22 protein-coding genes and 1 pseudogene are annotated in these 22,955 nt (G+C 44.8%); 20 read left to right on the plus strand and 3 right to left on the minus strand.

Annotated elements, in window-relative coordinates:
- The first annotated feature begins 174 nt into the window (after positions 1-174).
- The 11 genes and pseudogenes from IEY34_RS34130 (at position 175) to IEY34_RS34180 (ending at position 11,545) form a co-directional block, all read left to right on the plus strand.
- The gene (locus IEY34_RS34130) at positions 175-1,542 is read left to right on the plus strand and encodes a PepSY-associated TM helix domain-containing protein (protein WP_189020459.1); all 1,368 of its coding nucleotides are present in this window, start codon (positions 175-177) and stop codon (positions 1,540-1,542) included.
- Positions 1,543-1,614: 72 nt separating this feature from the next.
- Positions 1,615-2,172 (plus strand): hypothetical protein, encoded by a 558-nt coding sequence (locus tag IEY34_RS34135; RefSeq protein ID WP_189020461.1) that lies wholly within the window; start codon positions 1,615-1,617, stop codon positions 2,170-2,172.
- 217 nt (positions 2,173-2,389) lie between these two features.
- Positions 2,390-4,603, plus strand: a complete 2,214-nt coding sequence (locus tag IEY34_RS34140; protein WP_229757989.1) for a heavy metal translocating P-type ATPase — start codon at positions 2,390-2,392, stop codon at positions 4,601-4,603.
- A gap of 93 nt (positions 4,604-4,696) precedes the next feature.
- Positions 4,697-5,356: a response regulator gene (locus IEY34_RS34145; protein ID WP_189020462.1), complete on the plus strand. Its 660-nt coding sequence runs from the start codon at positions 4,697-4,699 to the stop codon at positions 5,354-5,356.
- Positions 5,357-5,791: 435 nt separating this feature from the next.
- A complete protein-coding gene (locus tag IEY34_RS34150) occupies positions 5,792-6,289 on the plus strand; it encodes an ABC transporter substrate-binding protein (protein ID WP_189020492.1) in 498 nt (165 codons plus the stop codon).
- Positions 6,286-7,170 (plus strand): FecCD family ABC transporter permease, encoded by an 885-nt coding sequence (locus IEY34_RS34155; protein ID WP_189020464.1) that lies wholly within the window; start codon positions 6,286-6,288, stop codon positions 7,168-7,170. Before IEY34_RS34150 ends, IEY34_RS34155 begins: the two co-directional genes overlap by 4 nt.
- A gap of 46 nt (positions 7,171-7,216) precedes the next feature.
- Positions 7,217-7,492, plus strand: a pseudogene (locus IEY34_RS34160) (MATE family efflux transporter); the annotation flags it as partial.
- 251 nt (positions 7,493-7,743) lie between these two features.
- Positions 7,744-8,418, plus strand: coding sequence for a response regulator transcription factor (locus IEY34_RS34165; RefSeq protein ID WP_189020466.1), 675 nt, complete (start codon positions 7,744-7,746; stop codon positions 8,416-8,418).
- Complete coding sequence (locus tag IEY34_RS34170) at positions 8,415-9,782, plus strand: sensor histidine kinase (protein WP_189020468.1); 1,368 nt, start codon at positions 8,415-8,417, stop codon at positions 9,780-9,782. Before IEY34_RS34165 ends, IEY34_RS34170 begins: the two co-directional genes overlap by 4 nt.
- 129 nt (positions 9,783-9,911) lie before the next feature.
- Positions 9,912-10,883 (plus strand): alpha/beta fold hydrolase, encoded by a 972-nt coding sequence (locus tag IEY34_RS34175; protein WP_373291389.1) that lies wholly within the window; start codon positions 9,912-9,914, stop codon positions 10,881-10,883.
- A 251-nt stretch (positions 10,884-11,134) separates the two neighbouring features.
- A complete protein-coding gene (locus tag IEY34_RS34180) occupies positions 11,135-11,545 on the plus strand; it encodes a GrpB family protein (protein ID WP_373291391.1) in 411 nt (136 codons plus the stop codon).
- A 178-nt stretch (positions 11,546-11,723) separates the two neighbouring features.
- On the opposite strand, the gene IEY34_RS34185 is transcribed toward IEY34_RS34180, so the two are convergent.
- Complete coding sequence (locus IEY34_RS34185) at positions 11,724-12,701, minus strand: DMT family transporter (RefSeq protein ID WP_229757992.1); 978 nt, start codon at positions 12,699-12,701, stop codon at positions 11,724-11,726.
- A gap of 116 nt (positions 12,702-12,817) precedes the next feature.
- Between IEY34_RS34185 and IEY34_RS34190 the strand changes: the two genes are divergently transcribed.
- The 5 genes from IEY34_RS34190 to IEY34_RS37630 all read left to right on the plus strand — a co-directional run bounded on the left by IEY34_RS34190 (position 12,818) and on the right by IEY34_RS37630 (position 18,118).
- Positions 12,818-14,170: an aminotransferase-like domain-containing protein gene (locus tag IEY34_RS34190; protein WP_189020472.1), complete on the plus strand. Its 1,353-nt coding sequence runs from the start codon at positions 12,818-12,820 to the stop codon at positions 14,168-14,170.
- 68 nt (positions 14,171-14,238) lie between these two features.
- On the plus strand, positions 14,239-15,327 hold the full coding sequence (locus tag IEY34_RS34195; RefSeq protein ID WP_189020474.1) for an acyltransferase domain-containing protein: 1,089 nt from the start codon (positions 14,239-14,241) through the stop codon (positions 15,325-15,327).
- Between the two features lie 41 nt (positions 15,328-15,368).
- Positions 15,369-16,658, plus strand: coding sequence for an ankyrin repeat domain-containing protein (locus IEY34_RS34200; RefSeq protein ID WP_189020476.1), 1,290 nt, complete (start codon positions 15,369-15,371; stop codon positions 16,656-16,658).
- 81 nt (positions 16,659-16,739) lie between these two features.
- The gene (locus IEY34_RS34205) at positions 16,740-17,216 is read left to right on the plus strand and encodes a MerR family transcriptional regulator (RefSeq protein ID WP_189020477.1); all 477 of its coding nucleotides are present in this window, start codon (positions 16,740-16,742) and stop codon (positions 17,214-17,216) included.
- 29 nt (positions 17,217-17,245) lie between these two features.
- Positions 17,246-18,118, plus strand: a complete 873-nt coding sequence (locus IEY34_RS37630; RefSeq protein WP_189020479.1) for an SRPBCC family protein — start codon at positions 17,246-17,248, stop codon at positions 18,116-18,118.
- 205 nt (positions 18,119-18,323) lie between these two features.
- Here the strand turns inward: IEY34_RS37630 and IEY34_RS34215 are convergent, their stop codons facing one another.
- Entirely contained in the window at positions 18,324-18,986 is a 663-nt protein-coding gene (locus IEY34_RS34215) for a nitroreductase family protein (protein WP_189020481.1), read from the minus strand.
- 83 nt (positions 18,987-19,069) lie between these two features.
- Between IEY34_RS34215 and IEY34_RS37990 the strand changes: the two genes are divergently transcribed.
- A complete protein-coding gene (locus tag IEY34_RS37990; protein ID WP_373291392.1) occupies positions 19,070-19,222 on the plus strand; it encodes an S-layer homology domain-containing protein in 153 nt (50 codons plus the stop codon).
- Between the two features lie 254 nt (positions 19,223-19,476).
- Here IEY34_RS37990 and IEY34_RS34225 read toward each other — a convergent pair whose 3' ends face one another.
- Positions 19,477-19,668 carry a VOC family protein gene (locus IEY34_RS34225; protein ID WP_373291390.1) on the minus strand — a complete coding sequence of 64 codons (192 nt, stop codon included), beginning with the start codon at positions 19,666-19,668 and terminating at the stop codon, positions 19,477-19,479.
- A gap of 101 nt (positions 19,669-19,769) precedes the next feature.
- Here IEY34_RS34225 and IEY34_RS34230 point away from each other — a divergent pair, with 101 nt between their 5' ends.
- The 3 genes from IEY34_RS34230 (at position 19,770) to IEY34_RS34240 (ending at position 22,550) form a co-directional block, all read left to right on the plus strand.
- The gene (locus IEY34_RS34230) at positions 19,770-20,438 is read left to right on the plus strand and encodes a response regulator transcription factor (protein ID WP_189020485.1); all 669 of its coding nucleotides are present in this window, start codon (positions 19,770-19,772) and stop codon (positions 20,436-20,438) included.
- Positions 20,435-21,853, plus strand: coding sequence for a HAMP domain-containing sensor histidine kinase (locus tag IEY34_RS34235; protein WP_189020487.1), 1,419 nt, complete (start codon positions 20,435-20,437; stop codon positions 21,851-21,853). Before IEY34_RS34230 ends, IEY34_RS34235 begins: the two co-directional genes overlap by 4 nt.
- A 97-nt stretch (positions 21,854-21,950) precedes the next feature.
- A complete protein-coding gene (locus IEY34_RS34240) occupies positions 21,951-22,550 on the plus strand; it encodes an undecaprenyl-diphosphatase (protein ID WP_189020489.1) in 600 nt (199 codons plus the stop codon).
- Positions 22,551-22,955 lie beyond the last annotated feature (405 nt).

The raw sequence follows: 22,955 nt of genomic DNA on the forward strand, positions 1-22,955 counted from the left end.
GTTATTCCTAAGAATCCGCAGTGTGATCTCCACTCTACAAAAACAAGCTCGCCCAATTTTCGACTCTCTTTTCCGTGCATTTCGGGGGCAATTTATTTTCAACTAACTGATACCTAAGTAGTTACCTTTAGACAGTTAGTCTGAGTTCGATTGGAAAGGGAGAGTCATGAATTCATGAGTATGAGTGTTGAAATGGCAAATGGAGGGCAACAAACAGCGAGGACCAAGAGTTTATATGCAGCCATATGGAGATGGCATTTTTATGCTGGCATGATCTTTGCTCCTTTTTTGGTTATATTGGCTGTGACGGGGGGCATTTATTTATTTAAGCCGCAAATTGAGAATGTATTGTACAAGGATTATTATTACGTCCAACAGGGACAACAACAGTTGTCTGTACAAGATCAAATTCAAAAAATGAAAGAAGCCTACCCCGAGGCCAGCCTGAAAAAAGTAAAACCGTCCTACGAACCAAACCGCTCTTCGGAATTAGAAATAAGTCATAAGGGGCAATCCTTGCTCGTATATATTAATCCTTATGACGGGAAAGTACTTGGAGACATTAATTCAAACACAAAACTGATGCAGTTGATAAGAGAATTTCATGGGAAACTGATGATTGGAAAAACGGGAGATCGCATCATTGAATTATCTGCTTGCTGGGCGATGATCCTTTTAATCACAGGCATCTATTTATGGTGGCCAAGAGGTAAGAAATCTATCTACGGCATTATACTGCCACGTATGGATAAAGGAAAGCGGATGTTCTGGCGTGATATGCACGCTGTGACCGCATTTTGGTTATCTCTATTCATTGCAGCGTTGATTTTAACTGGCTTACCATGGTCAGGCGTTTTAGGAACTTATATAAACAAAACAGCTACATACCCGCAGGGATTTTTCTCTTTTGATCCGCAAAAACCAGAGTCGATTGTACCGACCAAAGATGTTGTTAAAGGAGTTCCCTGGGCGGCTGAGCAACTTCCGATACCTAATTCTACTGCAAGTTCAGGTGGTTCCATTTCCATTGAGCAAGTGATGGCTATTGGTAAAAGTAATGAACTGGCCCCAGGCTACCAAATTGCCCTACCCGCAAATGAGAAAGGCGTATACACAATCTATTCAACAACAGCAGATCCGAAGAAACAAACGACCCTGCATATTGATCAATATAGCGGAAAAGTATTAGCGGATCAGCGATTTAAGGATTTCAGCCTCATGGCGAAAGTTATAACGATTGGTATCGCACTGCATCAAGGCGAATATTTTGGAGTAGTCAATCAGATCCTTTGTTTATTGGTTTGCCTTGGTATTATTTTAGTAGCTGTTAGCGGCGTTATCATGTGGTGGTTGAGAAAACCAGAGAAGAGAGTAGGGGCTCCAGCATTACCAAAAGATTTTAAAATGGTCAAATGGGTTGCCGTAGTAACCATTGGGTTAGGCATCATTTTTCCTCTAGTTGGTATTTCATTGTTAATCGTTCTTACTTTGGATGCATTAGTTATTCGTAGGGTACCGGCCTTAAAGCAGCTGCTTGGTTAATTCATTGTAAAGAGGTGAAGTCTATTGAGAAGAGTAACGCAAGGGATATATTCAAAAATATGTGGTGTATTCATGATCATATTTGCATTTGCACGGAATTCACCTGCAGCTGCGCATGAACACGGGGAGCACTCAGTAACGGAGATCCCAATGGGGCCTTCCGCGTTAACGATGAATACAAGTATTGCTTCTCTCATTTTCGTCCTGCTTGTAGTTGTTGTTCTCATTCTCCACTTACGCGCTAAGAAAACGGTTCTAACTAAAATGACAGGCATGATGGCGGCTATGACGATTGCTATGGTTTCCAGCCTGGTTGTTGGCACAATAGCTGGTATCGTGTTGGAGAAATTATTCCTTTCAACTGTTATTGGTGTCACCTTTGGCATGATTGTTGGTTATGTATCCGGAAGGTCATTGCATTTACTTGCTTCTTTGGATGGCATGTTAGCAGGTTTGATGGGAGGCATGATGGGAGCGATGCTGGGTGTTATGGTGATTTCGGATTATCCGACACTCTCAATCGTTTTCATGGATGTTGTGTTAGCGGTTTCTATGTTGCTTCTATATCAATTGTTGGATGCCGAAGAAAGTCTTCCTGTTGGTATTTCTGCTTCTCAGTTAGAAGCGTAAATTATAGTGGTTGGTAATAAATCGCGTATATAAAAAAGATCGTTTCAACCTTTTCCGGTATGAAACGATCTTTTCTTATGTTGCGCAGCTTAACGTTTATCTCGCTTTTTTATTTGACTAACCTCGATAGAAAAGTTTCGCCGAGTCTAGCATGATTTTGGATCACACTCCATATAGTTGCAAGTAAGTGTCGAGACGGATATCGGAGGTGCAGAGGTTGAATGAACAAGTAACGTTTCAAAAAATAAACCTAGAAATAGAAGGCATGACATGTGCAGCCTGCTCTGCGCGTATTGAGAAAGTGATTGGCAAGATGGCAGGTGTTCATGAGATTGCTGTCAATTTACCGTTGGGACGCGCGGCTTTAGTACTGGACGCAAGTACAGAGCTGAAAGGGAAAATTATTGAACGTATGGAGCAACTGGGATACTCAGCTAGAAGCTTTGAAGAAGCGAGTGATTCTCGGCAATCGATAGTTGGTCTAGGAACAAAATTAGTGATCTCAGCCTTATTAACACTTCCTCTTTTGTGGGCAATGGTTCGTCATTATACGATAACATCGGGGATATGGATTCCTGATTTATTTCTGGAACCATGGTTTCAGTTGCTGCTTGCTACGCCGGTTCAATTCGTTATCGGGGCTCCATTTTACTTTAACGCATGGAAGGCTGTAAAAAGCAAAAGTGCAAATATGGATGTTCTTATCGTCCTTAGTACGACTTGCGCTTACTTATATAGTCATTACATGACCATGCATATGCTGCGTTCTGGGGGAGCTGACCCGCATGCGGTCTATTATGAGACAAGCGCCATGATTATTACCGTGGTGCTGCTGGGTAAGTGGCTGGAGGCCTCCGCAAAAGAAAGAAGTATGAAAACAGTTCATCAACTGCGCCGCCTAAGTCCACAAACAGTAACAGTCATCAGAAATGAAAAGCAAACAGAAACCATCTCGATAAAAGACGTCTGCATCGGGGATTCGCTTCTCATTCTTACCGGTGAAGTCGTACCTGCGGATGGGCGAGTTATTCGGGGCCGGTCAAATGTTGATGAAGCATTCATTACCGGGGAGTCGGTGCCTGTGGAGAAACGGCAATACGATCGCTTGATAGGCGGATCTGTCAATAGAGACGAAACGATTACGATGCAAGTGACTGCTCTTGGACCTCAAACTGCGTTAGGCAAGATGATCCGTTTGATGGAGGACGCACAGGCCTCGAAGACTGAAATTGGGCGATATGTAGATCGAATAGCTGCTGTGTTCGTACCTGCAGTTCTGATGCTTGCTTTGCTGACATTGTGCATGTGGTCCCTGTGGCTTACTCCGGGGGATTTCAAAGGGGCACTATTCAAAGCAATAGCCGTACTTGTTATCGCGTGCCCTTGCGCTCTGGGGTTGGCGACGCCAACTTCGATTCTGGTGGGTACAAGCCGGGCTCTGGAGTCGGGTATTTTATTTAAAGAAGGCAAGTATGTGGAACAGTTGCAGCAGATCGATATCATTTTAATGGATAAAACAGGAACACTTACTCATGGGACACCCCGAGTGACAGACATCATCACGGATTCGGGCCAGGAGCATCGCCTACTAAGGATGCTTGCTGCCGCTGAGAATGGAATCGAACATCCTTATGCGAAAGCGATTATGAAGGAGGCCGCTCGGCGCGGATTTCAGGTTAAAGAGACGTCCTCTTCTCAAGCACTAACAGGTCTAGGTGTGACGGCGCGAGTAGATAAACATGAGATTCATATCGGTTCCAGGGCTTTTATGAGCCAGACCGAGATTTCTACACAGAAGTTTTCGCAAGTAGCAGAACAGTTAGAGAGGCAAGGCAAGACGATCCTATTTGCCGCGGTGGATGGTGTGCCTGCAGGTGTTATCGCGCTCATGGATACATTAAAATCTTCTACACCCCAAGCTATACGACGGTTGAAAAAAATGGGGATCGTCGTCGCCATGGTAACCGGTGATCACCGCAAAACAGCCAATGCAATTGCTGATAAGGCTGGTATAACAGCCATTTATGCGGAAATGCAGCCTCAGGACAAGGTTCATTTGGTAAGAATGCTGCAGCAGAAAGGTCGGCGTGTCGCGATGGTGGGCGATGGCGTGAATGATGCCCCTGCCTTAGCAGCCGCAGATATTGGCATTGCTGTAGGTACAGGTTCAGAGATCGCCAAGGACGCAGCAGATGTCAATTTGCTGCATAGCGACTTGGGCGGCGTTGCGGATGCCATGGTGATGAGCCGTAAGACGATGCGAAATATTCGCCAAAATTTACTGTTCGCGCTCATGTACAATGTCTTGGCGATCCCGCTTGCGTTCATGGGTTTGATGACACCCTGGATCGCTGGAACCGCTATGGCGCTAAGCTCTGTATCCGTCGTAGCCAATGCGAGCAGACTGCAAAAGGCATCCTGGCGAAATTAAAACGCCTTATAGCTCTTTCGAGTCATTTTGAATTTTGAGATATTGAGTATAGTTAGGTATATAGTACCTTCAACAAAGGAAGTAGGAATACGTATGTCTCAGCCTTTTCGGGTTTTAATTGTAGACGATCATCCTCATGCTAGGGAAGGGATCCAAAGCATTTTAAGAATGGATACTTCATTTGAAATCGTGGCTGAGGGAAGAAATGGTGCAGAGGCGATTAGGCTTACAGAACAATGGATGCCCGATATCATTCTGATGGACATTAACATGCCGCAAATGGATGGTTTAGAAGCGACGAAGCAAATTAAGGATAAATTCCCCTATGTGAAGATTGTCATGGTCACCGTATCCGATGATATCACGCATTTGTTTGAAGCTCTGAAGAAAGGGGCACAAGGCTATCTGCTCAAAAATTTGAGCCCGAATTCCTGGCATGAATATTTAAAGGCAATTGCCGTAGACGAAGCCCCTATGTCCAGAGAGCTCGCTTTACGATTATTACAAGAATTCACACCGAAGGAAAAACAGGAGGCACCTAACGCGCTTATTACCGGACGTGAACGAGAAATACTGGAATGGGTCGCAAGTGGAAGATCTAACCGGTTAATTTCGGAGGGATTGGGTATCTCCGAATATACGGTGAAAAATCATCTGAAGAACATCATGCAGAAATTGCAAATGGACAACCGGGTGCAGCTTACCCGATATGTATTTGAGCAGGGATGGCTGCGCAGAATGATCGATAAATAAAACCAATTGGCAAGAATCCTTCAAATAATCCCTGGTTAAATAACACTTTGGAGTCATCACTTACCCTAAATATTGCTTTATGATCAATGGCATATGAAACTTAAAGGAGTGTATGTTATTGAAGCGTTTAGGGTTAATCATGGCAAGTACATTCGTGTTATCAACAGTAATTATGGGGTGTTCCTCGTCGAAGCCTACTTATAGTATGGCTCCACCGAATCGAGATTTTATTACTTTTAAAGACAGTACGAAACAAGAAGTAACTTTTAAGGACAAACCGCAATGCGTTATTTTGTTAAACACAGAAGTTCAGGAGTTGTTCTAACAGGTGGGAGGCACCGCTGTTGGATTGGCGACTGCAACTGGCATTCCTATTACTGAAATGGCCAAAGATGTCACACAGGTCGGTGCAGTAAACCAAGTTAACTTGGAAAAATAGCGGGGAAAGAAGATGAGACTAAGGCTGCGCTTGATCAAACGGAGAAAAAAATGCAAACGATTTTAATCAAACTCCCCCAACAAAGCCCCAAGTTTGCGATGATCACCATCATGCCAATGGGGATTAGTGTACAGAAGAATTCGACGATTTCACTGGACGTTGCTAATCGTTTGAAGCTGAACAATGTTGCTGAATCCCTCCCAACAGGTAGGATGCCAAGTTCTGCACCTTATAGCCTGCAAAAGCTTGTTGAATTGGATCCGGACTTTCTATTCTTCATCGTGCACGGCACAGAAGACTACGGTAAAGAGAAACTCAAATCAGAAATAGAGAGTAATCCTGCCTGGAAGACTTTGAGAGCGGTTAAAGAAAATAAAATTTATTTTCTCCCATCATCGCTATTTGTGACTAATCCTGGATTTAACTTCGATCAATCCTTATCCTATCTAGCTAAACTAGTTTATCCGGATATTTATGGAAGTACAGCGAAATGATACATGGTCAAAAAAGTGTAAATTGGCGTACGAGTGTGCTTGTCATTCTTGCACTCTTCGCTTTGTTGGGGATTGGTTTAAGTCTAATATGTGGGGCAGTAAATATTACTATACCGGATGTATTATATTCGTTGTTCGGTGGACAGAGCACTTATCACGATATTATTTGGAATATCAGGCTGCCGAGAACAATTGTTGCCGCATTAGTCGGTATTAGTCTTTTGCTATCAGGAGCACTTCTTTTACTTACACCCATTACATTTGTTGGTGCCATTGGAGCTGCTTTACTTATTTATCTTATGGCTTGGCGCGGCGGAGTAAGTCCACTCAGGGTCATTCTTGCAGGTGTAGCTGTGTCTGCTCTGTTGAACGCAGGAATTTCAGCTTTACTTACTTTATATAGTGATCGAGTAGGGGGAGCGCTGATTTTTATGGTTGGAGGGCTTTCAGCAAGAAGCTGGCCGCATGTTTATATCCTTCTTCCATATACGCTAATTGGAACCTTACTTGCAGTAATCGGGAGCCAACGATTGAATATTATGGCGCTTGGGGAAGAGCAAGCGAAGGGATTAGGTCTACGTGTAGAGTCACACCGCTTATACTTTACAGCAATCGCTACACTACTTGCAGCCAGCACAGTCAGTGTAGTAGGATTGCTCGGTTTTGTAGGCATGATAGTGCCTCATTCTGCTCGCTTGCTTATCGGCAGCGATTATCGTTGGTTGCTTCCAGCATGTGTATTATTAAGTGTGGGTGTACTTACAATATCGGACACCGTGGCTCGAATCATATTTGCACCGATGGAGTTGCCGGTAGGGATTGTAATGGGGGTGCTTGGAGCGCCGTTTTTTTTGTATTTAGTGCGCAGGAGGGTATTATAGCGGCATTTGGAATTTCATCGCGTTTATTGCAATTTCCTAAGGTGATTTGGGCAGCTACATTCTACATGTGACGTTCTTATCCTTGTTCATTTCAGGAATAGACATGTTGTTTACAAGGATCTTCCAAGCAACAGCGCAAGGAACCGCCGCGTTTATTATGTCAGTTATTCAAGGAATTACTCTGATTCCTGTGCTCAATATCGCCAATCGAATGAACGGCTTCCACGGCATAGTCTGGTCGCTCGTCATTGCGGATGCCGTCGCATTCCTTGTTGGTGCCATTATGCTGTATATTCTGCGGAACAAGTTGCAGCAGGATTAGGATAGTTTAGTCAATAGAGAACATAGTGGAGGAGTTCGCTTTACAGCAACTCCTCTTTTCTTTTATTTAAGTATCGGGCAGTTTAGTGATATTGCTTGAGTGCAATAAGTATGCACTTTTAGTACAGGTACTTACAAAAAGGTAAGTGCCAATGTGAAGGTGATGATAGGAAGAATAGGGGTAAATCAAATCCATTTATAGTATAATGATTACTTCAATATGGGATGGAATACAGCGAAAAGAGGGAACAGATGCCTACGATACTAGTTGCTGACGACGATGCGAACATTCGCGAACTCGTCTGTTTATTTCTACGCAATGACGGATTCGCAACGGCCGAAGCCGCGGACGGCAAAGAAGCGTTGGCCGTCTACGCCTCAACGCATGTCGATCTTGTTGTGCTCGATATTATGATGCCGATTATGGATGGCTGGACGTTATGTAAGGAACTCCGGAGAGCGAATCCTGATCTTCCGTTACTTATGCTGACTGCGAGAGGCGAGACATGGGAGAAAGTGAAAGGGTTCGATCTTGGGACGGATGATTATTTGACGAAGCCATTCGACCCGTTGGAGCTTACGGTTCGTGTTCGGGCATTGTTGAAACGATACAAGATTGGCTCATCGCAGACGATCCAGTTCGGCAACGTCACGCTTGATCGACAGACGTATAAGGTGATGAGAGGGACGCAGTCGATCACGCTGCCGCTCAAGGAGTTCGAGTTACTGTATAAGCTGGCTGGTACACCCGGACAAGTCTATACGCGCGAGCAGTTGATCGATCAAATTTGGGGTATTGACTACGCCGGGGATGATCGAACCGTGGATGTACATATTAAACGCCTGCGTGAACGGTTCGCAACTACAGCCGATTTTCGGATTGAAACGGTGCGTGGGCTTGGGTACCGGCTTGAGGTTTACGAATGATTAAATCGTTATATATTCGAGTTGTCCTGACATTTCTAGTCTCCGTCATCGCGGGCACGGTCATTGCTTTTTATGTGTCTACTTGGATATTCGAAGAAAAATTGAACGTGAACGCGCAAATTAACTTACGTAACTTTGGTCAAGACGTCGTCCGGATTTACAAGACGCTTCCGTTACGTGAAGCGGACGCGTTCGTAAGTGAAATGAAGCAGCTCGATTCCTATTATATTCGCATTTACGAGGCAACGGGTCAGTTCCAATCTTACGGTAAACTTAACGGACACAAATCTGTTATGGTGACGATGGAGCAGCTAAAGAAAGTCATTGATGGAGGCGTTGTTCAAGAAACGCCGAACGGTATTGCTTCAGTCCTCTTAGGGTTGCCGTTGAAAACGGAAATGGGAACGAAAGCGATGTTCTTGGAAACGCTCGCCCCTCCTTCTGCCTCTTTTGTCGCCAAGTGGGGATTGATCTTTGCAATCTGTTCGTTGATTGCAGGAAGCTTATTGATTCTCGTTGCCTCTGTATTCCTGGTCAGACCAATCAACAAGCTGACAAAAGCGACCAAGCGTATTGCAGCTGGAGATTTCAACGTCAAGCTGAATATCAAGCAAACGAGTGAGCTGGGTACATTGGCTCGCAGCTTCGAAGGCATGATGCATGATCTGCAGCAACTTGAGCAGATGCGCAGGGACTTCGTATCGAACGTGTCGCACGAAGTACAATCACCGCTCACCTCGATATCCGGTTATGCTCAAGCACTTAAGCAAGTCAACCTCTCAGACCAGGAACGAAGCCGTTATCTGGATATTATCATTGCGGAAGCGAAGCGGATGTCCAAAATGAGTGATAGCCTGCTCAAGCTGAGTTTGCTTGAATCGCAGTCACAGCAACTCCGTCTAGCCACGCTCAGCCTTGATGAAAAGATCCGACGGGTCATCGTGGCGCTCCAGCCGCAATGGTCTGCCCGCAACATTCATTTTGAGCTTAATTTACAGACCGTTAAAGTAACGGCTGATCATGACCAGTTAAATCAGGTATGGACGAACATCCTCGCCAATAGCATCAAATTTTCCAAGGATGGCGGCGTGATTAACGTCAGTATCCTCCAAGATATCAAAAACGTGACCGTCCGAATATCCGACTCGGGCATCGGTATTCCCCTCGAAGATCAGAAACGTATATTCGAGCGTTTTTTCAAGGCCGATCGTTCCCACAGTCGCAAATATGAGGGGAGCGGTATGGGCCTTGCCATTGTTAAACAAATCGTATCGCTGCATCAAGGTGACATCCGAGTGGAAAGTGAACTAGGTCAAGGTACGACCTTCATTGTCACCTTGCCAATCACTACGCCAATAGATTAAATTTTTGCCAGTTCATATTCCGTTCATATTGTCGTCATAGGGAGTACATCTTCGTCGTATAAGCTTCTCTTAACGGCTCCTTATTCAAGGGCAGCCCAATAAAGAGATGAGGGACAGGAGAAGATGAACATGAAACCAAAAGAAGAGGTAATGAAAAATAAAATGCGTAAGCCGCTGCGCATTTTACTCAAAACCTTAGGAGTTATAGCCATAGCCATCGTGCTGTTTCTAGCTATTGTATTTATCGTGAATGTGTTCGCCACGAAATCGGAGCAAGGAAAAATAGAGCCCTACGGTCAGCACGTATCTGTAGACGGGAAAAATATGAATGTGTTAATTCAAGGCAAAGGCGAGGAAACGATCGTGCTCCTGCCTGGTTTTGGAACGGCTACGCCAGCGCTTGATTTTAAGCTGCTTATCGATCAATTATCTCCAATCTACAAAGTTGTAGCGGTTGAGCCTTTCGGTTATGGATTAAGTGATGGAACTGAAAAAGAACGAACCACGGAAAATATCGTAGGTGAAGTTCATGAAGCGCTGCAGCAGCTTAATATTAACCGATACATGCTCATGGGCCATTCCATTGCAGGCATTTACGGAATTGATTATGTGAGCAAATATCCAAAAGAGGTGACTGCATTTGTCGGAATCGACAGCAGTGTTCCAACACAACCAGGTATGGATGTCAAATTACCAATCAAAAAGTTAGAACTTCTAAAAAAATCGGGTCTCTTAAGAATGATGATGAAATTAGGTGCTGACCCCTATGCTTCATTAGCATTTGACGATAAAACCGTAGAGCAAATGAAAATGATTTCGTATAAAAACATGAATAATGACACGGCCTTGAATGAGATGGGCCATATTTCTTCTAATTTTAAAGGGGCTCACGATTTAACATTCCCTAAAGACCTTCCACTTCTTCTCTTTGTACAAGCGAATAATGAAGGGGTAACAGGATGGATACCTTTGCATGAAGGGCAGATCAAAGACTCGGTACATGGAAAAGTAATCACCCTGGATGGATCACATTATTTACACCATACTAAATTCAAAGAGATCGCTGAAAACGTTAGATTATTTATGAACGAAGCAAAGTAAGTGTACGGAGTAAGCTTCATCCACGATTTTGCAGACGGTAATAAGTGATGTGAAAAGCCGTCCTTTGGGACGGCTTTTCACAGTTTTGTCCAATTCGGCTATTTATTACGCTTCAAGCATAGAGGATATCAAAGGGTTCTCAGTCCGATCCAGATGAAACGCTCTTTCTATGCTGATAAGTTACGTTCTTGGATAAAGGAAAAGGTCTAGGAGGAGCGAATGATAACTCTAGTTGGAGATGAACCTGAGATATAGGAAGTACTTCAATAGTTGGGTTGCCCTCCAAACTAATATTGGATATTGCTGTTGGGGTGAACTATCTTGATGAAGCAGACTTGTTTATAGAACCTTTGAGAAAGCTTGGCTATGAATATGTTCCAAAAGTAGATTTTCCTAATCGTAGGTTTTTTCGTAAAGGAGAATGGAGAAAGGGAACACATCACCTTCACGTTTATGAACTAAGCAGTGACGAATGGAACAATAACCTTTTATTCCGCAATTACCTCAGATCTCATCCGGAGAAACTAGTAGAGTATGCGCAACTTAAGAAGCATCTTGCTTCCCTATATTTAGAAGATAGAACGACATATACCCAACAGAAAGCACCATTCATCCAATCAGTTATTGAATTGGCGAAAAAGCTAACGAGAAACAAGAGTTAAATAAATGTAACGAGATTGAAATCTTATTTTCATTTGACACTAATTAATACTTAGACCCTCAGCCCGTTGCTGTGGGTCCTTTTTTTACTATTTAACGGGCAGGTTAGTTCCAACACGCATCGATCCTTATCGCAACCATGCTGCGGTGGTTGTGACAGAGATTTAGATAAGGTGACTCCTATCCATTCTTATTTATCATTTGATCAGATAACTGGGGAGGAAGCGCCGCCTTCCTCCTTCTCCATGTCCCCGCATTCGCGCCCAGAACTCCCGCGATGATGACACCTGCGCCAATTATGTGGTAGTACGCTAGGTGCTCATTCAAGAAAACGGAGCCCCCAACAATTGAAACCAATGTGGCAAGATGATTGAACACGCTCACCTTAGATGCCTCCAACTTGGATAAAGCGTAATTGCTGAGCAAGCTGGATATGAGTGAGGAGAGTACGCCCAAATAGAGGATTGCCAACAGGAACACCGGGCTTGCAAACGGCTTGAAATAGAGGGATAGCGTGCCTTCTGCCAAGTGCTGGCCTACCGCCATCAGGTTGAAGACAAGGAAGCCAATCACCGTCATCACATAGGTCATGGCAATCACCTTGATGCGCAGTGCAAGCTTTCTTGCAAGCACGCTGTATCCAGCTAATGAGAGGGCTGACAAGAGAATGAGCAGCGTGCCTTTCATATTCGTTAGATTAATCGTCGTACCTTTCATGACAAAGATGAATACGACGCCTGCGACGGAGAGAAGCGTCGCAAGCTGCTGCAACCTCGTCGTACGTTCCTTCAGGAAATAAGCTGCCGCAAGCATCGTGAAGATCGGCACTGTCGCGTGGATAATGCCTGCCTCCGCGGAGGTCGTGAATTGCAAACCAAATGCTTGGAAAGCAAAGAACATCGACGGATATAAGACGGCAAGCGGGAGAATTGCCAGCACATCCCGAATTTTAATCTGAAGCTTAATCCATCCCAATAGAACAGGAATGGTCGCAGCGATAAGGGAGACGGTAAAGCGGTGAGCGAGGCTATCAAGCGGCGTTGCAACCGTTAAAGCTAATTTTCCAAAAAGAAAAGAGAGTCCTACAATGATGGAGTAAACAATGATGGCTGAGTAGGCGAAGCGCTTTGTTTTGGAGTCCATTTGTGCTGATGTCATAACGTTCCTCCTAGTAACTGTTTTTGTTAGGTATATCGTAACTCTCAGCCATGCATGCTACAATAGAGAAAATGGCTATCTGTACCGTTACAGATTCTAAGCAAGGAGTTTACCCGATGTACATGTATTTAAAGCTCATGAATGAGCTGGAGGAACTGATTCTGAAGGAGCCGTATAAGGATGGACAGAAGCTTCCATCGATCCGTACGCTTTCGGAGCAGTACGGCTGCAGCAAGAGTACGATCATTAAAGCATTGGATGAGCTGGAGAAGCGCCATCTCATATATGCGATGCCCAAGAGCGGCTATTATGTAGTCAAAGGGACAAATTCTTCCCAAGGTCAAGCGTCACCGATTCTGAACTTTTCGGAGGCCGCTCCTGATCCCAATGTGTTTCCTTATTTGGATTTTCAGCATTGCATTAACAAAGCCATCGACACGTACCAGAAGGATTTATTTGTTTACGGCACTGCCAAAGGAATGGCCTCCCTGATTGATATCGTACGCAAGCAATTAATGGGATATCAGGTGTTTACGGAGGAACGGAATATTTTTGTTGTATCTGGGGTTCAGCAGGCGTTGTCGCTGCTTGCAGCTATGCCCTTCCCAAATGGCAAGATGACGGTGCTGATCGAACAGCCTGGCTATCATCTGTTAATTGAATATTTGGAAACGCGCCGCGTGCCGGTCATGGGCATCGAGCGCAGCTTTGCGGGCATTGATTTTGACAGGCTGGAGAACATCTTTCGTACAGAGGATATTAAGTTTTTTTATACGATGCCGCGTTTCCACAATCCGCTGGGCTGCTCCTATACGAGCCAAGAAAAGAAGCGGCTTGCTAGGCTTGCCGCCAAATACGATGTATATATCGTTGAGGATGATTACCTTGCCGATTTCGAGCAGGACAGCAAGGCTGATCCGTTATTTGCGCATGATGATTCGTCGCATGTCATTTATTTGAAAAGCTATTCCAAAATTATTTTCCCAGGCCTGCGCATCGGCATTGCGGTCATCCCAGTGCTACTCACCGAAACGTTTCGGCTGTACAAGAAGCAAGACGATATCGACAGCTCCATGCTGTCACAGGCCGCTCTTGAAATCTATTTGCGCAGCGGCATGTTCGACCGCCATCTTGCCAAAATCCGCAGCAGATATGCAGCTAGGGCGAAGCTGCTCGATGCTGCGCTTACGAAGGAGGCTGCCCGCAGCGGCGGTGCCTTCATGTATGAGCGCTCGAAAATTCCGTTCATACATACGCATATTTTGCTGGATAAAGCGATTTCTGCTGCGCAGCTTATTGCAAAATTAAAGAAAGAATCAATCCTACTTGAGTCTTTGGACCGGAATTATTTGAAGAATTTCGAGAGGAATAATATAGTTAAGCTAAACGCAACCAACGTAAACGAGGATGATATTGCGAGAGGAATAGAACGGATTGGTGCCCTTCTTGCCGAATCCGTTTGCAAATAATAATTAGAATCTAACGGACAGGTTAGCGCAGCGTTCACCATGAGCATAATAATTAGGAGGAATTACCGATGGATCGATCGTATATCAATAAAATCAACGAATATTTGCAAATTGATGAGTATAACTTGGAATTAATTCTACAATGTTTCGATGAGATTCAGTCCTCAGATTTTTTGAGAGAGCAATTGGAAATCGCACGCAATCAAATTTTTGTAGAGAACCAATATGATTTATCCGAGGATCTCAAAGAAAATGTAGCTAATCATTTGCAAAGCGCGAACTTTTTCCCACTCCTTGTGCTGTTGGAGAAATTCGATGACGTTCTAACATTTTATGAGAAACACAAATTGCCCAAGGAGATCCTGCTGCACACCTTCAGCGACGTGAATTTATGGATTCGAGGATACAAAGACAGACATCAGAAAGATGGATTTGAAGAACTTCGTTGGTTGAAGCTCCATTTTAAAAATGAAATTTTCAGAGTGGGCCGATTGCAATTTATTTATAAGAAAAATTATTTGAAGGCAAGAGTCTATAGGAATAAAGAGACTAGTGAAAGGGTCATAATTCCGCATGATCAGGTGGAGTTCGATGAGGAAGGGTTTACTACCACTCTCGCTGGCACGGATCGGAATAGAAGCAACTTTTCGGCTGTATTGCGAGAAACGGATAAGGCTATTATGTCGAATTGCATGCTTGAGAATGGGATTATGATTAAGAAAAATGTAACCCTTGCCTTGGACGAGTACGATCTTGTTTTGGGTGAAAATGATTATGTATTGGATGTGCATATACCTGGGTATGAGCCGTTAGACTCGGAAAGATGCAGGGAATCCCTTGAGCAAGCCTTGGTGTTCTATAAAACGTATTTCAAAGAATACAACTACAAGGCTTTCGTTTGCGACTCATGGCTTCTTACGCCGCATTTCAAGGAAATCTTGGGTGCTGACAGCAACATAAATAAATTCAGCTCCATGTTCAAGCTCGTAAGCGGTGTTGTGAGAAACTCGTCATTTTTGTTCTTTGTATTCAGAACCACGAATCCAGATTTAGAGAAACTGCCTAGACAAAGCAGTCTGCAAGAAGCCGTATACAACCACCTGAAGAGTGATAAAGATTTATGTGTAATGAATGGTTTTATTTTGATTGATAAATAGTGATGGAGAAACAAAAAGATGGTTGCCTGGAGGCTAAAAGCATGAACGAGCAGAAGATTGTCGAACAGTTCAAACAGGCGATCATGAGCAATGATACGGTCGCTATGAGCCGATGCCTGAACGAGCATCCCTTCCTTGCCAAGCAAATTAACGAGCCGTGGTTCGCTTTCGATACGCCTGCAATCGTCGCTGTAGCGGCAAAGGGGAACCGCGAAGCTGTGGACATATTGCTTGCGCACGGCGCTGATTTACAGGCAAAAAGCAGTTGGTGGGCCGGAGGATTCGGGGTTTTGCATCATGATCATCATGACCTTTCTCGATATTTGATCGAACGAGGAGCTCCCGTCGATATACACGCGGCCGCAGCGCTCGGCATGTTGGATACGGTGAAAGACATGGTCGAGATGAATCCCGCCGTCGTCAATCAGCGTGGACCCGATGGACAGGTTCCGCTTCATTATGCCACGGAATATGAAATCATAGATTTCCTGCTCGCTCACGGCGCAGATATCGACATGCGCGATATAGATCATGGAAGCACGCCGGCTCAGTGGGCGATCGATAACACGGCTAAATGCAAGTTTCTCATTGAGCGTGGCGCGGCAGCGGATATTTTCATGGCGATCCATATCGGAGATGTGGAACGGGTACGTTCTTTCATTCGTTCCGCTCCTGAGTGCCTTCAAGCTCAAGTCGGGCGCGGCAGCTTCACGTCTGGCGATTCGAGCGGGGGGCATATCTATACGTACAAAATAGGCTCAAATACGCGACCGTTCTATCTTGCGTCGCGTCGCAATGATCCCGAGATTGTTGATCTGATCGCGAAGCATAGCCCTTCAAATGAGCGTCTGCTGCTTGCCTGTATGCAGGCCGATTCGGCGGCCGTGCAAACTGTGCTTGAACAGGCTTCGAATCTGGTACAGACACTCTCGTCCGAGGATTTAAGCATAATTGCCGATGCCGCATGGAACAATGAGGTTCAAGCTGTTCGCACGATGCTTGAAGCCGGGTTCCCTGCGGATTCCCGCCGCGATCACAAGAGTTTTACAGCGCTTCATAACGCGGCTATGCGAGGAACCGAAGAAGCGGTACGGTTGCTGCTTGCACACGGCGCATCTGCTCAACTAACCCACGGGTACGGCGGCAATGCATTGAGCAGCTGTATGTGGGGAGCCGTTCACTTTCGAGATGCGGCGGGGGATTATCCAGCGGTGGCGGAGCTCCTTATTCAAGCCGGCGCCCCCTTGCCCAACCAAGCGTCGGGCAGCGAAGACGTTAAGAAAGTGCTTGCGCGTTACGGAGTCAAAGACGAGCCTTATCATAATGAGTAATAACCTCTTGCACCTTACGTAACGTCATGTTCTATACTAAAGACACCGGTAAGCAGCTAGCGCCAAAGAAAGGAGCGGGATATGCAGCAGCATTGGAAGGTGGGGGAGCTTGCCAAATTGACTGGACTGACAGTTCGCACCCTGCGGTTTTACGATCAGATTGGCTTATTTACTCCGTCAGGGCATTCCGATTCCGGTCATCGCTTGTATAACGAAGCCGACATCAAGCAGCTGCACCAAATCATATCTCTCAAAGACTTGGGCTTATCGCTTGAAGAAATTCAGTCGATACGGAAAGAACATAACTTGACCCCCTCTGACATCGTGGATATTCAGATTGAACGGGTCCGAAAAAATCTAAAAACCCAGCAGAAACTTCTCGCAGAGCTCGAACGTGTTGCCGAGCGAATGAACAAGCAGGAACCGCTTTCAATTGATGCCTTTGTTTCATTACTGGAAACGATGAAGGTAAGCCACGAAAAGCATATCATTGAACGCCGCTTGAGCTGGGAACATCGTTTCGATCTGCTTGGTGATTTTCTGAACGATAATTTGTGAGTTCTCTAAGAGAAGGAAGGGGCAACATTATGAAACAACGATATACGACCCATACTACATTCCAAATTGAGCGCATTTACCGTGCCGCTCCGGAACGCGTATTTACGGCATGGTCGAACCAGAGCGCCAAAGCGCGTTGGTTTCAGCCTGCCGAGGTGTTTGACTTCCAAGTTGGAGGGCGAGAATTTAGTCAGGGTGGCCCTGCTGGAGGACCTGTTTTTACCTTTGATGCTTATTATCAGGAAATCGTGCCCAATGAACGGCTAGTGTACACGTACAGCCTGGACCAAGGGGATACTCGGATGTCGGTTTCCATTGCAACCATTGAATTGATCCCAACGATCGATGGCACTAAGCTGGTGTTTACCGAACAAGGAGCGTTTCTCGACGGCCTGGATACACCGGAACAACGTGAGCACGGAACGAAAGAAATGCTGGACCTTCTCGGGAAATCACTTGGGGAAAGCAACGCATCCAGCTTTGAACTCGTGTCTCGTCGAAAGCTGGATGCTCCGCGGAGTTTGGTCTACCGGTCTTGGACGGACCCGGAACTGCTTGCCCAGTGGTGGGGACCTGATGGTTTTACCAATACATTCCATACGTTCGACTTAAAGCCCGGAGGAGCCTGGGAATTTACGATGCATGGACCTGGTGGAGCAGACTATCCGAACCGAAACGTTTTTCATGAAATTGGGCCAGACCGTATAGTACTGCGGCACGAGGTCAGACCTCATTTTATTCTAACTGCTACCTTTGAGGACGTTGGCGGTAAGACGGAGATTACTTTCCGGCAGACTTTCGAGACAGAGGAAGACTATACAAAGCTCAAACCCATTTGTGAAGAAGCTAATGAACAAAACCTAGACAGGCTGGGATTGCTCTTGAAGGGGCTTAAATCATAGGCTTATACGTTCAGATAACCTCTAATCCATTCCACCCAACATGCGAGGAAGCGATCGAACCGCATAGTTATCAGGTATTAAGTATGTACTAGACGTTTGGTGAATCGCTAAACGAAAAGCAAGATGCCGCGGCATCTGCCCAAGATGCAAATATAAGACCTTCGTATTCCACTATGAAAGTGGATGCGAAGGTCTTGGCATGTTCTTATTCTTCGGGAATTTCATTGAAGAAGGTAACATCCTGAATGGGCAGCCTTGTTGTAGGGCGCCCAGGGGTAGCCGCCTTGCCGATGGCAATGAGCATAACCGGAGCATAGCGCTCTGGAATTCCGAAAGCTTCGATGAATTTTCCTTTGTCGAAGCCGCCCATTGGTACCGTATCGTAGCCTTTGGCACGAGCGATGCTCATAAGTTGCATGGATACTAATCCACAATCGGTATAGACGATCTGTCGGAGGGTTTCTGGAGGCATACTTGCGTGTATGCTTGTATAGCGTTCTATGAAGGAATTGGCTGTCTGCTCAGGCATGAAACCTGCATCAACGGCTTGGGTATAAATCTTCTTGGCTAATTTGATATTCTCCAAGTCCCCGAGTATGACGATAACCGCCGAAGCTTCGACGACTTGCTGCTGGTTAAACGCAATTGGCAGCAGCTTTTGCTGTAGTTCCGACGAGTCGATAACAAGAAAACGCCATGGCTGCATGTTGGCGGATGAAGGAGCCAACGTAGCTTGCTGCAACATTTCGGTCAATTCCTCCCGTGAAATCTTGACCGCAGGATCATAGCTTCGGACTGAGCGGCGCTCTCGAATAACATCGAAAAAAAGTTGTTGTTCCAACAGCTGGGTTGGTTGTGAATCGGACATGGTTCTCTCATCCTTTCTATATATAAGCTAATTTCATCATAAAGGATGACATTAGTGTCAGTGTCAATAAGAAATGATCAGGGATTTCAGCATGGGCGAAAGGCAGCATTGCTTATATGAAGCAATCAGGTCTCATGCAAGGAAAAGGGGGCAAGGCATTCGCCCCTCGTGATTTTGCAACAAGAGCTGAGGCGGTTGCGGTTCTGCTGAACATGTTGGCACAGAAGAGTAAGTGAAAATGATGTTGTCCATTGTAATGAACTGGATGAAGCTTATAGCCGCGAAAATGGTTCCTTTTGGGAACTAACGAGCTGTATTAGCGTTATCAAGCAATTTATAGGCGAAATGGTGTTCATTTGTAGGAAATAACGCATCGGGGATTCATTAGATTTTTGAAATGAACGATTTTGCTCAAATAAAGGTTATTGAGTTCGTAAAGGGGCTTGCCTCAAGGTTCTTTCCGCAGGCCCCTCGAACACGTTTCCGAAGATTACTGTTTGGTAATCATCCACGTAACACCGAATTTATCTACGACTTCTCCATAATAAGCCCCCCATGGCTGAAGAGCGAGTGGATACTTGCTTTCGCCGCCTACACTTAACTTGGCATAGGCCGTTTCGGCTTCTGATGCATCGCCAAAAATTGAATTTCTCCACCGAGTGAAGAATAGTGAAATCGACAAAGGGTCACACTAGTAGATAAAATTTTTTGAACAAGGCCTTCTATCATTGAATTCTCATCATAGAAAGGTATAGTGATAATAAAAAGTTACAGGAGATATCGATGAAACGGATACTAATCATTGAAGACGAAAAAAATCTCGTACGGTTTATTCAACTAGAGCTGGAGCACGAATCCTTTGAAGTCGAGACGGCCTACGATGGCAAAACGGGATTAGAATTAGCTGTTCAGCATCAGTGGGATATGATTTTGCTAGACATTATGCTGCCGGTGCTCAATGGGATTGAAGTATGTCGGCGAATCCGAGCTGCCAAGAAAACGCCTATTATCATGTTGACTGCAAGAGACAGTATTGTTGATCGGGTGTCCGGACTTGATAGTGGCGCTGATGACTATATGCCCAAACCATTTGCTATTGAGGAATTATTGGCGAGGATGAGGGCGATATTTCGGCGGATGGAGGATAGTGAGGAGCATACGGTACTCTCTTTCAAAAATATTCGTGTCGATATGGATGCTCGCATTGTTTATAGAGATAAAGAGATTGTCGAGCTAACCAAACGTGAGTTCGATCTCTTGGTGATGTTTATGAAAAATCACAATCTCGTTCTTACGCGAGATATGTTGTTGGATCACGTATGGGGCTATGATTCTGTCGTAGAGACGAATGTTGTGGACGTGTATGTTAGATATCTAAGGAATAAACTTGATCGTAATGGGGAAGAAGGCTGCATTCAAACCGTGCGCGGCATAGGATATGTGATGCGATGATGAATAAATTGACGCGTATGTTTCGTGAACTTCCCATCAAATGGAAACTTATGCTGGGAGCGACAGCTTTAATATTTCTGCTATTTGCCTCTTATAACTTCGCGCAATATGTGGTTCTCAAGCATTGGATGTTGAATCAGGAGAAAGATAAGCTGCAAGTGAACAGGATCCAGATTCAAGCTTACATGCAAGAAAAAACGAGCCAATTAGACGCCTTACAAATGGCTGAGATTCGTTTATATATAGAGAAAATGATAGGGAAACACCAGTTAATACGTGTTATCGGAAGTAACGATATCCCGATTGTTTCTGTTTCCAATCATTTTGATGAAGCGTGGGTTGCCCCTAAGTCCGTCACTACGGCTGAAGTGATTGATATCACATTTAAGTCAGACCATCTTCTGGTGAATAGGAGTCCAATCCGTACATCAACGTTTCAGGGAACATTAGAATTAGTAAGTAATCTAGAAACATTCGATCATTTTAGCCGGACTTTACTTTTGGTTATGCTTATTGGCGGTATTCTGGCTATATTCATAAGTGCTATTTGCGGTTTAGCTATTGCAAGGCAATTCATGTATCCGATCAGGGCGCTTGCGACGGCAATCCGGAATGTGAAAGAAAAAGGATTAACAGAGCGCGTTGTCAATATTCAGAACGGAGATGAATTATCCAGCTTAACTCAGCTTTTTAACGAGTTGATGAATCAATTAGAGATTTCGTTTCGTCAACAAAAGCAGTTTGTGGAAGATGCTTCACATGAACTTCGAACACCCATAACGATATTGGAAGGCCATTTGTCGCTGCTGGATCGATGGGGGAAGTCTAAGCCTGAGATTCTAGAGGAATCTTTGGAAGCTTCCTTACAAGAAACAAGACGACTCAAAGGTATTGTTCAAGATCTTCTCACATTAACAAAGGTAGAAACACAAGTTGCAATGGCAAGCGACAATCTGATCCATGCGGCGCCGATCATCCATGAGACGATGCAAAGAGTGAAGGTCCTTCATCCGGATTTTGAATTTCAATTAAAGATAGAAGGGGTTGCTGATGTACGCTTAGGCATGAATTCACTGCACTTTGAACAAATTCTCCTGATCGTTATTGAGAATGCGATTAAATACACGAACGGGGATAAATTAATCGTCGTGGAAGCTGTGCTAACAAGAACGGGGCTGTTGATCTGTATCGAGGATCACGGGATGGGGATCCCGGAGCAAGATGTGCCTTATGTCTTTGACCGATTCTATCGTGTAGACAAATCGAGAAACCGTGAGATTCCCGGAACGGGACTTGGTTTATCCATCGCCAAGCAAATCGTGCTTTCCTACAACGGAGAAATAACGATTCAGAGTGAAGAAGACATAGGGACCAAGGTGTTGATTAAACTCCCTCTATCCCGAAGCGATAAATAGTTGTTGGATTCTCATTTGGCTCTCATCTTCATCTTGTAAGGTAATTGTAAATGCTTTTGGACCAGGAAGCATTTAGTAAAGCAAAAGGATGATGACGATGAGTTTCACGAAATTGGATTATGACTTGTTTCAAATGATCAATCAGTTAGGCGATAAGGTTTCTTTCTTAAATCCTTTGATGCGTTTGTTCGCCTCACAAGCCGAGTACGTATTTTATCTAGGGATTGTTATCTATTGGTTTATGAAGAAAGGCTCCCATCGGCGGATGGTAACAGAAGCGATTCTATCTGCCTGCCTCGCATTCATGGGTAGTGTCCTAATAAGCAAAGTGTATTACGAGGATCGGCCGTTTGTTTCCCATCATGTTCTACAGTTAATTTCGCATCCGGCCAATGCGTCCTTCCCCAGTGACCATGCTATTGGGGCGTTCGTCATAGCCACGACGATTTGGCTGCACCATAGAAAGGCGGGAAGGCTGTGGCTTGTATTGGCAGGATGTATAGCCCTCTCAAGAGTTTGGACAGGGGTACATTATCCTTCTGATGTAATTGGGGGAGCAATTATTGGAGCCATTGCGGCTTGTGTGGTCCACCGCGTATTTAAGCGTTCGCCTTTGGCACTTAAATGGATGAATCAGGTGATTCAGTGGTATGGAAAGATAGAGTCGAAAATTTGGCGCGGCAGCGCTCTGAAGTGACGTAAAGCAAGCTTACAGGCGGGAGTAAGCACATTTAGCGTGCCTGTTTATCCTCATGCTCATAATTGTAGATGACCTAGCCGCAGGCTAGGTTATTTAAATATAAGAGTTATATGTTTTGGAGTGAACGCGGAGTTGCTCCAGCTGCCTCCCGCGGACGTAAGGGAACTACGGTGCGCTATTCTAGCCGAAAAGTGTCAGTATCGGGAGGTTGAGGGAACATACAGTACGTTATTTTGCTGTTTTATGGGGATTTTTACGCTTTTTGTGGAAATAAGACAGAAGCTTTGCAAAATATATGACATGATAAGGCATTGTGCTCCTTAGCGGCTGATTCACCTTTACGGAGCACATGCCGACTAGGAGAAAATTCAAAAAAATTTATAATAAGGTTTATATTTACAG

This window comes from Paenibacillus marchantiophytorum (assembly GCF_014640555.1).
GTDB lineage: Bacteria > Bacillota > Bacilli > Paenibacillales > NBRC-103111 > Paenibacillus_E > Paenibacillus_E marchantiophytorum.

Coding starts and splice junctions, on each gene's coding strand:
- IEY34_RS34130 (WP_189020459.1), top strand. CDS start 175: ATGAGTATGAGTGTTGAAATGGCAAATGGAGGGCAACAAACAGCGAGG.
- IEY34_RS34135 (WP_189020461.1), top strand. CDS start 1,615: ATGATCATATTTGCATTTGCACGGAATTCACCTGCAGCTGCGCATGAA.
- IEY34_RS34145 (WP_189020462.1), top strand. CDS start 4,697: ATGTCTCAGCCTTTTCGGGTTTTAATTGTAGACGATCATCCTCATGCT.
- IEY34_RS34155 (WP_189020464.1), top strand. CDS start 6,286: ATGATACATGGTCAAAAAAGTGTAAATTGGCGTACGAGTGTGCTTGTC.
- IEY34_RS34165 (WP_189020466.1), top strand. CDS start 7,744: ATGCCTACGATACTAGTTGCTGACGACGATGCGAACATTCGCGAACTC.
- IEY34_RS34170 (WP_189020468.1), top strand. CDS start 8,415: ATGATTAAATCGTTATATATTCGAGTTGTCCTGACATTTCTAGTCTCC.
- IEY34_RS34175 (WP_373291389.1), top strand. CDS start 9,912: ATGAAACCAAAAGAAGAGGTAATGAAAAATAAAATGCGTAAGCCGCTG.
- IEY34_RS34185 (WP_229757992.1), bottom strand. CDS start 12,701: ATGACATCAGCACAAATGGACTCCAAAACAAAGCGCTTCGCCTACTCA.
- IEY34_RS34190 (WP_189020472.1), top strand. CDS start 12,818: ATGTACATGTATTTAAAGCTCATGAATGAGCTGGAGGAACTGATTCTG.
- IEY34_RS34195 (WP_189020474.1), top strand. CDS start 14,239: ATGGATCGATCGTATATCAATAAAATCAACGAATATTTGCAAATTGAT.
- IEY34_RS34200 (WP_189020476.1), top strand. CDS start 15,369: ATGAACGAGCAGAAGATTGTCGAACAGTTCAAACAGGCGATCATGAGC.
- IEY34_RS34205 (WP_189020477.1), top strand. CDS start 16,740: ATGCAGCAGCATTGGAAGGTGGGGGAGCTTGCCAAATTGACTGGACTG.
- IEY34_RS37630 (WP_189020479.1), top strand. CDS start 17,246: ATGAAACAACGATATACGACCCATACTACATTCCAAATTGAGCGCATT.
- IEY34_RS34215 (WP_189020481.1), bottom strand. CDS start 18,986: ATGTCCGATTCACAACCAACCCAGCTGTTGGAACAACAACTTTTTTTC.
- IEY34_RS34230 (WP_189020485.1), top strand. CDS start 19,770: ATGAAACGGATACTAATCATTGAAGACGAAAAAAATCTCGTACGGTTT.
- IEY34_RS34235 (WP_189020487.1), top strand. CDS start 20,435: ATGATGAATAAATTGACGCGTATGTTTCGTGAACTTCCCATCAAATGG.
- IEY34_RS34240 (WP_189020489.1), top strand. CDS start 21,951: ATGAGTTTCACGAAATTGGATTATGACTTGTTTCAAATGATCAATCAG.